This is a genomic window from Vibrio sp. 811 (assembly GCF_033339195.1).
The window spans coordinates 251717-264832 of sequence record NZ_JAWOUB010000001.1 but is presented as its reverse complement, the minus strand read 5'-3'; the positions used below and the strand labels follow the sequence as shown (position 1 = coordinate 264832).

Annotated in this window: 12 protein-coding genes; 4 read left to right on the top strand and 8 right to left on the bottom strand. The window is 42.8% G+C overall.

Annotated features, from left to right (window positions below; all coding sequences use genetic code 11):
• The first annotated feature begins 298 nt into the window (after nt 1–298).
• On the top strand, nt 299–2056 hold the full coding sequence (locus R7Q46_RS01165; protein ID WP_005388503.1) for a sodium:solute symporter family protein: 1758 nt from the start codon (nt 299–301) through the stop codon (nt 2054–2056).
• A gap of 483 nt (nt 2057–2539) precedes the next feature.
• Here the strand turns inward: R7Q46_RS01165 and R7Q46_RS01160 are convergent, their stop codons facing one another.
• From R7Q46_RS01160 to R7Q46_RS01145, 4 genes are all read right to left on the bottom strand, one after another.
• Entirely contained in the window at nt 2540–3436 is an 897-nt protein-coding gene (locus R7Q46_RS01160) for an NAD(P)-dependent oxidoreductase (protein WP_372051950.1), read from the bottom strand.
• Nucleotides 3437–3849: 413 nt separating this feature from the next.
• On the bottom strand, nt 3850–4605 hold the full coding sequence (locus tag R7Q46_RS01155; protein WP_017821229.1) for an SDR family NAD(P)-dependent oxidoreductase: 756 nt from the start codon (nt 4603–4605) through the stop codon (nt 3850–3852).
• 607 nt (nt 4606–5212) lie between these two features.
• Complete coding sequence (locus R7Q46_RS01150; RefSeq protein WP_085568981.1) at nt 5213–5686, bottom strand: copper chaperone PCu(A)C; 474 nt, start codon at nt 5684–5686, stop codon at nt 5213–5215.
• A gap of 93 nt (nt 5687–5779) precedes the next feature.
• Nucleotides 5780–6241, bottom strand: a complete 462-nt coding sequence (locus R7Q46_RS01145) for a hypothetical protein (protein ID WP_005388493.1) — start codon at nt 6239–6241, stop codon at nt 5780–5782.
• A gap of 439 nt (nt 6242–6680) precedes the next feature.
• Between R7Q46_RS01145 and R7Q46_RS01140 the strand changes: the two genes are divergently transcribed.
• Nucleotides 6681–7730: a Preprotein translocase subunit SecY gene (locus R7Q46_RS01140; protein WP_213871157.1), complete on the top strand. Its 1050-nt coding sequence runs from the start codon at nt 6681–6683 to the stop codon at nt 7728–7730.
• Between the two features lie 476 nt (nt 7731–8206).
• Here the strand turns inward: R7Q46_RS01140 and R7Q46_RS01135 are convergent, their stop codons facing one another.
• From R7Q46_RS01135 to R7Q46_RS01120, 4 genes are all read right to left on the bottom strand, one after another.
• The gene (locus tag R7Q46_RS01135; RefSeq protein WP_080996836.1) at nt 8207–8485 is read right to left on the bottom strand and encodes a hypothetical protein; all 279 of its coding nucleotides are present in this window, start codon (nt 8483–8485) and stop codon (nt 8207–8209) included.
• Nucleotides 8486–8488: 3 nt separating this feature from the next.
• A complete protein-coding gene (locus R7Q46_RS01130) occupies nt 8489–9121 on the bottom strand; it encodes a hypothetical protein (RefSeq protein ID WP_225473152.1) in 633 nt (210 codons plus the stop codon).
• Between the two features lie 271 nt (nt 9122–9392).
• Nucleotides 9393–9689, bottom strand: coding sequence for a hypothetical protein (locus R7Q46_RS01125; RefSeq protein WP_213871156.1), 297 nt, complete (start codon nt 9687–9689; stop codon nt 9393–9395).
• Between the two features lie 149 nt (nt 9690–9838).
• The gene (locus R7Q46_RS01120; protein ID WP_213871155.1) at nt 9839–11038 is read right to left on the bottom strand and encodes a DUF5666 domain-containing protein; all 1200 of its coding nucleotides are present in this window, start codon (nt 11036–11038) and stop codon (nt 9839–9841) included.
• A gap of 89 nt (nt 11039–11127) precedes the next feature.
• Between R7Q46_RS01120 and R7Q46_RS01115 the strand changes: the two genes are divergently transcribed.
• The gene (locus R7Q46_RS01115) at nt 11128–11796 is read left to right on the top strand and encodes a response regulator transcription factor (protein ID WP_053303698.1); all 669 of its coding nucleotides are present in this window, start codon (nt 11128–11130) and stop codon (nt 11794–11796) included.
• Nucleotides 11768–13009: a sensor histidine kinase gene (locus R7Q46_RS01110; RefSeq protein WP_213871154.1), complete on the top strand. Its 1242-nt coding sequence runs from the start codon at nt 11768–11770 to the stop codon at nt 13007–13009. Before R7Q46_RS01115 ends, R7Q46_RS01110 begins: the two co-directional genes overlap by 29 nt.
• Nucleotides 13010–13116: the final 107 nt, after the last annotated feature.

Below are 13116 nucleotides of genomic sequence, written 5' to 3'. Positions count from 1 at the left end.
CGTTTCCTTCAAAGAAATGCCGCGCATTTTTGATCTTCAGACAAAGCGCGAAGAAGAAAAATATTCCATACTCTAATAAATTTCAATTAGACGATTTGTATTACAATATATTGAGGTGTTCTGAATGGCAATTATCTCCTAGAAAGCCATTGGTCTAAGAAAGTAAGGGGTTTGACGTGTTTTTTTCGTTGAATAACTTATGCTTTAGATCACAATTAAAACTTATTGTAGTACAAATAGAGTTATGAGGAGAGTAGTCTAGACGTTAGAAAATGATCAAACTTGAAAGGCTGAAAAAATGACTATTGATACTCTTGTTGTTCTTGCCTACTTCTTCTTCTTAGTTGCAATTGGTTGGATGTTCCGTAAGTTCACTACCTCGACCAGTGACTACTTCCGAGGGGGCGGTAAGATGTTATGGTGGATGGTAGGTGCTACCGCCTTCATGACGCAATTTTCAGCATGGACGTTTACAGGTGCCGCAGGACGCGCGTTCAACGACGGTTTCGTTGTTGTAATCCTATTCTTAGCCAACGCGTTTGGCTACTTTATGAACTACCTCTATTTTGCTCCAAAGTTCCGCCAACTACGTGTAGTGACGGCGATTGAAGCAATTCGTCAACGTTTTGGTAAGACTTCAGAGCAGTTCTTCACTTGGGCTGGTATGCCAGACAGCTTGATCTCGGCCGGTATTTGGTTGAATGGTCTTGCGATTTTCGTGGCAGCGGTCTTCAACATTCCTATGGAAGCGACCATCATCGTTACGGGCTTAGTGCTAATGCTAATGGCGGTAACAGGCGGCTCTTGGGCGGTTGTTGCATCTGACTTTATGCAGATGCTGGTTATCATGGCAGTGACGATCACTTGTGCGGTGGCGGCATACTTCCATGGTGGCGGTATTGGCAACATCGTGTCGAACTTCCACGGCGACTTCATGCTGGGTAACAACCTGAACTACTTCAGTATCTTTATCCTTTGGGTTGTCTTCATCTTTGTTAAACAGTTCGGTGTCATGAACAATAGCATCAACGCTTACCGCTACTTATGTGCAAAAGACAGTGAAAACGCACGTAAAGCTGCAGGTCTTGCATGTGTGCTGATGATTGTTGGTCCTATCATCTGGTTCCTACCACCTTGGTACGTTGCGGCATTTATGCCTGATTTCGCAGAGCAATACGGCTCAGTAGGTGGTGATGCAGCATACCTAGCATTCGTACAAAACGTAATGCCAGCAGGTATGGTGGGTCTTCTGATGTCAGCAATGTTTGCGGCGACCATGTCTTCAATGGACTCTGGTCTTAACCGTAACGCGGGCATCTTTGTGATGAACTTCTACAGCCCGATTGTGCGTCCACAAGCGTCGCAAAAAGAACTGGTTATCGTGAGTAAAGCAACGACTATCGTGATGGGCTTCATCATCATTGGTATCGGTCTATTCATTAACTCACTACGTCACTTGAGCCTGTTCGATATCGTACTGAACGTCGGTGCATTAATTGGCTTCCCAATGCTGATTCCTGTACTACTTGGTATGTGGATTCGTAAGACGCCGGATTGGGCTGGTTGGGCAACACTGGTTGTTGGTGGCTTTGTTTCTTACATCTTCGGTATCTCACTACAAGCAGAAGATGTAGAGCGCCTATTCGGTCTAGAGCAAGCGTTTACAGGACGTGAGTGGGCAGATCTGAAAGTTGGCTTGAGCTTAGCGGCACACGTTATCTTCACCGGTGGTTTCTTCTTGCTGACAACGCGCTTCTACAAAGGTCTATCACCTGAACGTGAGAAAGAAGTGGACCAATTGTTCGAGAACTGGAATACGCCACTTGTGGCTGACAGCGAAGAGCAGCAGAACCTAGATACAAAACAGCGCGGCATGCTTGGTAAGCTTATCAGCGTAGCGGGCTTCGGTATCCTAGCTATGGCTCTAATTCCAAATGAACCATCTGGTCGACTACTCTTTATCTTGTGTGGTGCGATTGTTCTCTCGGTGGGTGTTCTATTGGTGAACGCAGCCCGAGGGCCTAAAAGCCCAAAGTTAGCTAACGCGAAAAGCTAACCAAAGTTAAAGACTCTCAATGAAAAATCCCGCGGTGTTAAAGCCGTGGGATTTTTTGATCAAGCTGACTGAGAAAGCGTGGCGCATCGTTTGTTGTTATTCGTTGTATTGGGGAACTCCCAATAAGGTGCGACTATATTCACATTAGAGTCGTCAGCCTAAAGCGAAAAAGCAATCTAACTTTCTTTGCATGCCGTGTTTACACTTTACACCCCAAACCTGATGCTTTGTCTATTTAAATAAATATGTGTGCCTTCTTAGCAAAGAAAAAGCATTAAACCAGACGTAGCTTTAATGAGGCGTACGCCAGAAATAGGAGAGAGGTTTTGAAGTGTGAGTGGAAAATATATAAGAGAATTGGAAGAGGCTGCCCTGCAAAACTTTAAAGGAGTGGCTAGGGTATCAAGGAGTGATGAGCGTTTGGGAAAAACAAAAAAGCCCAGCTACATTGGTTGCTGGGCTTATAGTTGCAACTGAGTGTGACTAAGCTTCTAGCTCTGCAAAGTAGTCGAAGATGACTGGAACGTCATTTTGACCAAGGCCTTTATCAACTGCCGCTTGTAGACTCTTAGAAGTGCCCTCTGCAATTAGGGAAGTTGTACCAAGCTCTTCGCATAGAGCAAGGAAGTAACCGAGGTCTTTGTTTGCGTTTGCGACAGAGAAGCCTAGTTTTTCTTCGCCATCTACGGCGTAAAACTTACAGAATTGCATAAATGGTGAGTTTGATGGTCCTGCAGACATGATGTCGAATAATTGTTGACCATCAACACCAGCACGTTTAGCAACAGCAAATGCCTGAGACATGGTTGCTACGGTTGTCATACCCATAAAGTTATTCACAAGCTTAGTTACGTGACCAGAGCCTAGTGCGCCAAGGTGGAATACGTTTTCACCTTGATCGTCCAGTACGGGCTTAACCTTATTGAATGTTTCGACGTCGCCTGCGGCCATGATGTTCAGTAAACCATCTTTTGCGTGGGCAGGTGTACGACCTAGAGGCGCATCAATCATACCAGCCCCTTTCTTAGCAAGGTCAGCGCCAATCTTCTTCGTTGAAGCTGGAATAGATGTACCGAAGTCGATGAGTGTTTTACCTTCTGACATGCCAGCTAGAACACCAGTGTCTCCGTAAACAACTTTTTCGACAACTTCAGATGTTGTTAGGCACAGCATCACGATATCACTTTTCTCTGCTAGCTCTTTACCTGAAGAAGCTTCAGAAGCGTTTCCACGAGCTAGTACTGCGTCAACAGCATCTTTATTGAGGTCCATTACAGCAACTTCGTAACCACGTTTCTGTAGGTTTTCAACCATGTTTCCGCCCATCAAGCCTAGGCCGATGAAACCAATGATAGGTTTAGTCATTTTAACTCCAAAAATACTATTGTATGATTATATTGCTTGTTAGTAATCATAATGACTATTGTGGCTTTTGCAATTGAAAATTATGAGCATAGCGGGCTTGGGATGAATTTTTTCTAAAAGTGAGATGTAAGTAAGGTTTGTGGGGGTTTTATTCATCAGTGTATATAAGAAAAGCGGATTCATCACGCTTCCATTTTATCGTGAACAAATCCTTTAGGAGGCTTAAATAACGTAAAATAAGATTTATTGTAATACAAGTGATTTTGTTTCAGCTAGAGGAATACTGTCTATACCAAAAATGGGTGAAACGTTCCAGATGGGGTGAAAGGCGAGGTGGTATAAGGATAAGCCGCAGTACAAACATACTGCGGCCGTTATCAAATCAGTACTAAAGCGCACTTACTGATAGGTAAAAAGACTTATTGGTACTAAATGCCTAAAGCTTGACCACCACCAATTTGCAGTGTTTCTGCGGTAATGAATGATGCATCTTTACTTACCAGAAAAGAGATAGCAGAGGCGACTTCCTCTGGCTGGCCTAGGCGTCCAAGCATAATACTGTCTGCCCAAGAAGCAAATACTTCAGGCTTGGTTGCTTTGATTTGAGCATGGAATGGTGTATCGATAGTGCCAGGAGATACTGCATTGACACGAATTCCAGCCGGAGCTAACTCTTTAGCTAAAGCGCGAGTTAATGTATGAACGGCGGCTTTTGATGTACCGTAAATACCTGCACCTGGACCACCTGCATTCCAAGCCGCGTTTGAAGTGAAGTTGATAATTGATGCATTATCAGACTTTCTTAGAAATGGAATCGCTGCGCGTGATACGAAGAATGCACTATCGAGGTTTAAAGCCATGACTTTACGGAAAAAATCAGTTTCCATACCTTCAATAGGACTACGACCACCAAGACCACCTGCGTTATTAACGACAACATCGATTTTGCCGTATTTTTCACCAATAGCATTGATGTTTTCATCGACGGCATGTTCATCTGTAACGTCAAAACCGTAGTATTCAGCCTCAATTCCTGCGTTATGTAGTTTGGAGACACACTCCGAACCTTTTTCATCTTCAATGCCGTTTAGAATGACCGTGTATCCATCCTGACCAAGACGCTTTGCCACTTGGAAGCCGATACCGCCAGTAGCACCAGAAATAAATGCAATTTTAGTAGACATAATGGTGTTCTCTCATGTTTGTAGAGTTGGAAAGGATTTTTTATTTAACATAGAGTATTATTGTAATACAAATGAGTTTAATAAACAGAGAAACACCAACAATGAGAAGTCGATCACGTACTTTCTTGAGATGCTGACTCATCCAGTGGTATATATCGACTTTTACGGTCGTGCATGATTTGTATCTAGTCAGGATAATCGGGATATATAAACAATTGAACTTATAGCTGCGGGCTTAGCTCGTTGGGCCGAGGTTTGTTGCAAGTAGAAAGAAAGCCGATTAACCGTGGGTCTTTGTTGCCAAACTTATGATTTCATTTAGGCTTGCCAAGTGATGGTTGGATAACTTTGTCGAGAGGTTGAGTTTTAAGCGGTTAGGGAACCTTTTTAGGATCTTAAGTCTTTCAAGGTCATTCTGAATAGCGAGGAACGAGCGTGATTTAGAATCTCTTGCCCGAGCACGCTGTTATGATATATGACGCCGTTTCGCCAAGCGTTATTTATCACCATTGTTCTGAAGAGTCGAGTTAGGACCTATTGGATAATGATTTTGACTAAGCTGAGATAAAAATGCCCGCTAAATCAGCGGGCACTTTTGTTTGCGTCATTAATGATGCATGTGTTTTTCCATGTGGCCTTGTTTCTCAACCGCCATTTCCACTTCAACCTTACCTGCGTTTTTGAAGGTTAATGTCATAGGGAAGCGGTCACCCTCTTTAAGAGTTTGTGTTGGGTTAAAAATCATTAAATGGAAGCTGCCTGGTTTAAACAACACAGACTCATTGGCTGGAACGCGCACTTCGTCAATCTTAATCATTTTCATCACACCATCTTCTTTCTTATGCGTGTGAATTTCGACATGCCCTGCGATAGGGCTTTCTGCTGCGATCAATGTATCTTCACTGTCACCGTGGTTGGTTAGTTGAAAAAAACCACCGATAACAGGTGCGTTTGGTGGCGCTTCTCGGCTCCATGGATGGTCGATATGAATTTTTCCTGCTTCATAATCGTGCGCTAAACTCAGTGGGCTAGCGATGACAGCAATAAGCGCGATAGCGGCGGTTTTAAATGATTTAAGCATGTGTTTTTCCTTTTGAATGAATAGCTTCTCTGAATGGACAACAAACAGAGTCATCGTTATTTTTGAATAAAGTTGTCAATGATTAGATGCCTGTTAGGCAGGAAAAACACTCGGCGGAGAGTGCTTAGGCGCGATGTGTTTGTAAACGAGCTTATCGCATTTTGAAAAGTGATAAGTCGTCAGTGCATACTTTACTCGGCGCAGCCAATGGATGGTTGTCAGGTAAAGCCCAATCGCAACCAAAAGAAAGAATTGAACAGCTTGAAGAAGCGGGCATTCAAACTGGAAGCCGTCGTGTAAGTTAAGATCTTGGATGAGCTTAGAAGAAGATTGAGCGTTAGCCTCAATCAACGTATTGATATCCACCCATTTGAAACCATCTGCGGTACACAGTAAAACCTTTTCACTTTGGACTTTGTTGAGCCAAGTTGTGCTGTGAACTTGTGTAGGATTAAGAGCGGCTGTGGACGCTAAATACAACTGAAACAACACCGCGATAATAACCGCAATAGCGTGCAAGCGATGGTGTTTGTGCTGTATTAGAGTGTTTTCCATACAATTGAGTGCTTATCTTCTTCGGCGCGGGATACTAACAAATTAACCAAACAATGTAATTATCAGTTTACTAAAAGGTGATGCAAGTGTGCATTATTTGTTTTGTTGCCTATTTTTAACGCTTTAATGTCTTGATTCGGCTGACATTCACAACCTCCAATTCAACTTGTCAGTCTTGCTTAGTCGCTTCTGAAGATACCGAATTAATCTCTCTTATATGTCACTGAAGCTTCGGTTAGTGGGTGTCGTGGTGGTGTTTTTACGTGCTAGATTTGGCTGATATCGATTCAAAATGCACACCGAATCTTCACTTGTTTTCCATTAACGGAATTATGACAGTAATTTAATAAAGGATACGGTATTCTGCGCTCCTTTGTATATGCCAGAAACGTCCGTCCTACTTAGTCGGAGGGGCGATTAATCTTAAGAAATTTCTCAAATGAAATACGAACAACAGATTGGATATCGATACCCTAAAGGTCGATTTGCCATGGTGAGTGTATATGCATTCACCGGTGCTGCGATTTTAGCATCGACTATTTTTTCTCTATTGCTGTTTTTGTCGATCGACGAAAACCCGATGATGCAAACCTTATTTGGTGGTTTAGCGATCATTTTTGAAGCGGGTAAATTTTACGCTTGGTATGAATACGGTGAGCGCCGAGCCCATCGCAACTACACAGGAGCCGCAACCGCTCTCGTGTTTTATTTAGTCTTAGCTGCGATTTCCATTGGCGGTAGTATTGGTGGGATTAATAGTGCAACCAATAGTGCACAAAGTCATATTTCGTTAGAGCAGGCGAAAGTGGAAGCGTTTAATCGTCAGATTGCGGCAATCGATAAGCAGATTGAGCTCAACAATATGGCAGCGCAGAAATACATCGAGATGGAGCGTATCGCGACTGGTGTAACTCGCATTCAGGATCAAAACAAAGCCTTACGTGAAGAGCAGCAACGCTTGGCTATGGAGCGTGATAGTTTACCGCCGGTCACGCAAGGCTCAGTGATTGGTTTGATTGATAGCCTAGCCAACGCATTTGGTACCACCTCTCAACAAGCTCAGCTTGGCTTGGTTGTATTTCTTTCGATTCTTTTGGACTTCTTTGCTGCATTTTTTGTTGGCTTGATTGGTGAAGAGCAACGGTTCCGATATTTCTATCGCAGAAATGAGGGCATGATATTGAAAACAGTTCGCGATATAGACCCAGCGCCTGCGGGTTATCTTCCTCATATAAAAGAGGAAGAAGAGCAAGAAATACCAGTAGCGCCGGAGCCAGAAGAACCAAAGGAACCGAAAACCTTGTTAGAGCAAGTTAGCGATGCGCTTAAAACGCATCAAATTACGTGCACCAAAAAAGCCGTTGCTAAACAGTTTAGGCTGTCTGCGGAAGAGGTAGACAAGGTATTTGAAGAATTGGCAGAGCTCGGTTTAGTGGGGAAAAAAGCCAACCACCATTATCATTGGATAGGTGAAGCAGAGACTGCATAATTGGTTATCTATTAAAGTTCGGAAAGAGCGTCAATCGGCGCTCTTTTTTGTATTAGCTCCCCATGAACTCGTTGTTAATTGTTAAATAAACTATGAGCAGTTGGTGATACAAACTACAAATTCATTTGGATATAAGTTGAGGTTAGATTTGAGATGTCCGAGACGGCTAGATATTCACGAGCAAGGTATATGTGTTTCAATACATAAATAATTTTCTATCACGGTACAGCGAATAATTCCGACGTCTCAATAGAGGGTATGAACTATGCGCATTCAGACGTCCAAGAGCTCTAAATCCCCGAGTCAAAAGGCTCTCTTTTTTTCATTAAAGAAGTCATGATAGCGGTCTCGTGCTCGAGGGTGAACGTTAGAAGATATTCGAACCGGCCTTACTCGCCAGATCAGTTATTAATAAACCAATAATAAAATAGGCACCAATTTGATGCCTTTGGTGATAGCTGGACAACCCGATACCACTAATCTCTTTCTGACTTAAAACGATACTGTTCCGACAAGCAGACCAGAAGGCCAACTAAAGCTGAGACTAAAACTACACACACTTGGTAGCTGGTTTTCTCTACATTAAGATCGTTCAAAATCTCGGTAGTCGCAATCATAGGAAGCGTTACCGTGATCAACAAGCTAAATAAGCGAGAAACCCTAGATTTCTTTCCATGTCGCTTGGTATAGAAGTAATGCGCGTAATCCGAGTACATGATAAACAAGGAAACTAAAAGACCCAGTATCCAAAACATAGCTTACAAATCCTCTATTCCAAGCATGTTACGTCGTAACAACTCTTTCTTTGCAGCTAGCGCATCTGCCTCGTTAAAGCCTTTGAGTACACTAGCGAGAATAACAGCTACAAAAAATGCTCTCGCGCCAGCTTGTTGTGCAGTTGATGAGAGGCTGAGTTTTTTGAAAGTCTCTTCAGCGATGTGCACTGAAGCCATTTCTTTAATCAATGCAGCCCCTTGACCTTTTGATAGTGCGTATATAACAGCTGCCATAAAGCCGACCTCAAGTTTAATATCGATGGTGATAAACCATGTAGAAAGGAAATTTGCAACTGCTTTATGAGTATTAAAATACTGGCGCAGCTCACCATCTGATAGGCTCCAAGGGTTCCACATTGGCTTGGCAATACTTTGCGCTACCAGCATTTGAATCTTACCGAAAAATTTCGAATTCCCTAAAGCCTGTGCCTGCTCAAGGACTTTTCTTTGGTCGCGTCTATTGAGCTGTCGATACAAAATGACACCTGTGATTATAGGCAAAACCTTTTCTCTGTTGTTTCTGATGAAGTTCAAATCGGCATCTAAGCCTGTCAGTACCGCCAATTGAACTACAGGTTCGGCTTTTAGAGTCTGTTCACTATAACCTCTAACCATCGTTAAACCTCCTTTCTTCGATATATAGTATGTGTACAATATAGCCAAGTGACTTGTATGCAAGTTGTTACATTTCTCGTTAGGCTCAAAGTCTCAAAGTTAGGAGGAATTATTACTAATTTTTGAACTTGTGTAGTAAAAATAGTGTGTGGTCAAATGCAGGTTTTTGAATATGAAAAACCAAGATTAGACGTGTGCTTCAAACAACTGGTAAATCGCCACTTTATTCTAGGAAAATGTTTTCTACGCTCAAACATCTATGATGTAGGTATCAATCGTTATTGAGCTTTTTGGTTACATCTTTCACCGTTTTCTTCTCTTTTTCCGGTGTCATTGCATCAACAGCTTTACCCGCCATCCCTTCATCTGGCAATTTGTCTTTTCCTGCATCAACTGCGGTATCTTTCAGTGCCTCTTTAGGCGTACAGCGACCACCAACACCAACCACGGCTTTTGTCGCAGCGGCTTTAGCTGCCTTTTCTGCATCGCAGTCAGGATCCATAACGCTAGCTAAGCTCGTGGCTGAACCAAAAAACAAGATTAACAAAATGAGGTTGCGTTTTTTCATATTCGTCACCAATGTTGTGAAACATAGGTAAAGTGTAACGGAGAGAAAAGGCTTTGGCTGAGAATTTGTTGGTTTGAGCTTGGGAAGCAAAGTAAGGTAAAAAGAAAAAGTGCCACCGAAGTGACACTTTTTCTTAAGCGTAGAAGGGATTAGTTGTCGTAAACGTCTAACTCCACTTCACGGGCAATATTTTGCTCGTTAATGATCACACCTTCGACTTCGACACGAGCACCATTTAGGTTAAGTTCTTCAATGCCTTGGAAGCGTGTTTGTGCATCAATCACAACGGTGGTGTTACTTAGTACTTGATCAGCATCATTCTCACAATGCTCGATTTCAAACACTCTTGAATCAGCATCGTAGTTTGATATATAGCCTTCACATTCAAACTCTTTACCTCGCCATTGGTTGTCATTGTCAAACTCCGACTGCTCGAATTCGATGACGGTAGCGGTGCGTTTGCCATTTTTCATCACAGAGGTAACTTCTACTTCTTGACCTTGTTCTAGATTAGCTTTGCTACCATCCTCAAAGCGTGTTGCGTTATCAATGAAGAAGGCTCCTCGATAGTTTAGAGAGAACTCACTATAATCCTTGGCAATCCAAGTCACGATACCTTCCACATCGCTGTCATTTTTTAGATCGTCGTAGTCTTCAACTTGTACCTCATGTGCCATGAAGATACCGTTTTGCATTTCACCTTCGGCTTCAATCCATTGACCAATGCTAAGCTGGTTAACGTTGTTATATGCCACCGTTACTTTTCCACCTAACTTAAATGTTCCAGCATTTTCATCGATACTGGTAATACGGCCTTCCAGTTCGTAGTAGCTTCCAAGGGCTGGGTAATCGTTATCTACGTCGATTTCGACCACAGACAACACTCGATAACCCGCATCCGCAGTCGGCAAGGATGACACCATCACCCAGTCGTTGATCTCTATATCATCACTTAAACCGTCAAACTGCAGATCTACGCCGTTTACCGTAAATGTTTTCTTCACATAATCAATTGCTGTAACACGTCCAGTAATGGTTGGTTCAAGTGTGACTCGGACGCCATTGTCCGAAGCTTGCCGAATATCTGACCCCACGCGAACCACCATTTTTGGTTTTACATCGGCCAATTGCACTTGTGTGTCGTCATAAACCACCTCAGACACACGATACGTATGTCCATTGACGGTTAACGTGCTTTCTTCAGCGTTGACCGCTTCGACAGAGCCAATCGCTACACTTAGTTTCACTGCTGGTTGAGTTGGTGTGCTATCGCTATTGCTGCCACCACCTGAACCACCACAACCAGACAATGCCAAACCTACTACAGAAATAAGAGCGAGTTTTTTCATTGTATTAACCTCAATTTACGAGCGAGTTTAGGAAATTGCCTGTATCTTATTGGGCATATCGTGAAGAGATCGTGAAGAAATGTGATTTTATGAAAATTTTAATTGTAGATGACAACCATAACGTCTCGGAGACGATTGCAGACTATCTTGAGCTCGAAGGCATGATTATCGATTGTGCGTTTCATGGAGAGGCTGCGATTAAGTTAATCGAGGAAAATCATTACGATGTAATCATCATGGATATCATGATGCCGAAGCTCGATGGCATCAGTACGGTACAGAAGCTTCGACAAGATAAGTTATGTGGAACGCCAATTCTCTTCCTAACGGCAAAAGATACGCTAGATGACAAAATCGCGGCTTTTAAAGCGGGGGGAGATGATTATTTAATGAAGCCATTTGCGATGGAAGAGCTCAGTTTGCGTGTTCATGCTTTGGCTAATCGTGGTCCAAGACAAGATATCGGAGCGCTCAAATTTGCAGATATTTGTTTAGATGCGCGTACAGGAAAAGTAACGAGAAAAGACAAAGAAATTAAGCTGAGTCGAATTCAAACTAAAATTTTAAAATTGCTCCTCCAACGTGCTCCAGCAGCGGTCTCGCGCACAGAAGTGATCGATAGTGTGTGGGGAGACGAACCACCCGGAAGTGATGCACTTCGTAGCCATATTTACGGTTTAAGAACCGCGCTAGACAAAGGTTTTGAAGAATCACGATTAGAGACTATTCATGGACAAGGTTACCGACTTAAAGCATAACGAATATCCAAGCATTTATCGCAAGGTCCGTTGGGGTTTTGGGGTCATGACGTTTGTGATGTTTACTCTTTTTTGGTCGCTGATTTATGTGGCAGAAAACAAACTGGAAGTGCTGAGTTTACATCACTGGCTCGATACTGAAGCTGCGCTTTATAGTGAGAATTTCGAGAAACAGGGTTGGGATGCGCCATTGCCAAACGTATTGGAATTCAACTCATATTGGAGTGAAGCACCGACACCCGATTGGTTGCTCTCTTTTACTTCACCTGGTTTTTACGAATACCTGCTTGGTGAAGAAGATAAACACTTTGTTGTATTGAAACACCCCTCAGGGAAGGGGCTTATGTACATTGTGTTTCAAGATGACTCAGATGATTACTTGGACGAATACGAAAGCTCGCTGCATCAGTTTACGCTGCTGCTCGGTGGTTTGTTTTCATTTGTCATGGTTGGGTATGGCATTTACATGGTTCGAATATTGTCTCGGCCATTAGCGCAAATTGAAGACAAAATTAGCCAAATGTCACCGGATCAACCCGCTTTCCAAGTTGAAACTAAGTTCAGCGAAACACGCCAGATAGAGCAGACTTTGCTGGATAATAAGAACGATATCGCGGGCTATTTCAAACGAGAACAAGAATTTAGTCGTTTTGCATCACATGAGTTGAGAACGCCAATTATGGTGATAAAAGGCTCAACAGACATTCTGACGCGTATTCCTGATCAACCTCGAATTGCGCAAAAAGCCATCACGAGGATGCAGTCAGCTTGTGACGAGATGCGTGTACTGACAGAAGCGTTTCTCTTACTTGGTAAAGAGAAAATAGAGCCTCAGCATTACGGAGAGCATCAGCTTCTCACTTGTTTACAAAAACAGTTGGAAGAGCTAGCTCCTTTATTTGCCAAGCAAGATTCGAATTACGCTTTGCACGAACAACATAGTGGTGTAGTGAAGGCACCAGAGAGTTTTGTGGCCATTGTTATCAACAATCTGATTAAAAACGCCTTTAGCTATAGTGTGGGAGATATTGAAATTGAGTTGAAAGGTCATGCGCTTAAGATCCTAAATCGTCACGATGGCAACGAGACGTACAACGCTGGTTATGGTTGTGGGCTTGTTATCGTACAACGAATATGTGAACGGATGGGATGGGCGTTAGTACTGGACGATGATGGTGTTCGATTTAGTGCAAAAGTGGAGTTCTGCTCTTAGCTTTGCGCGTATTGATTCAAGCGAGAATTAACGCTCTGGATTTTTCTTGTCGTACGCATCTAACCCGCAGTCAAACAAGAAAAAACTGGAATTTGAATTAGACTGAA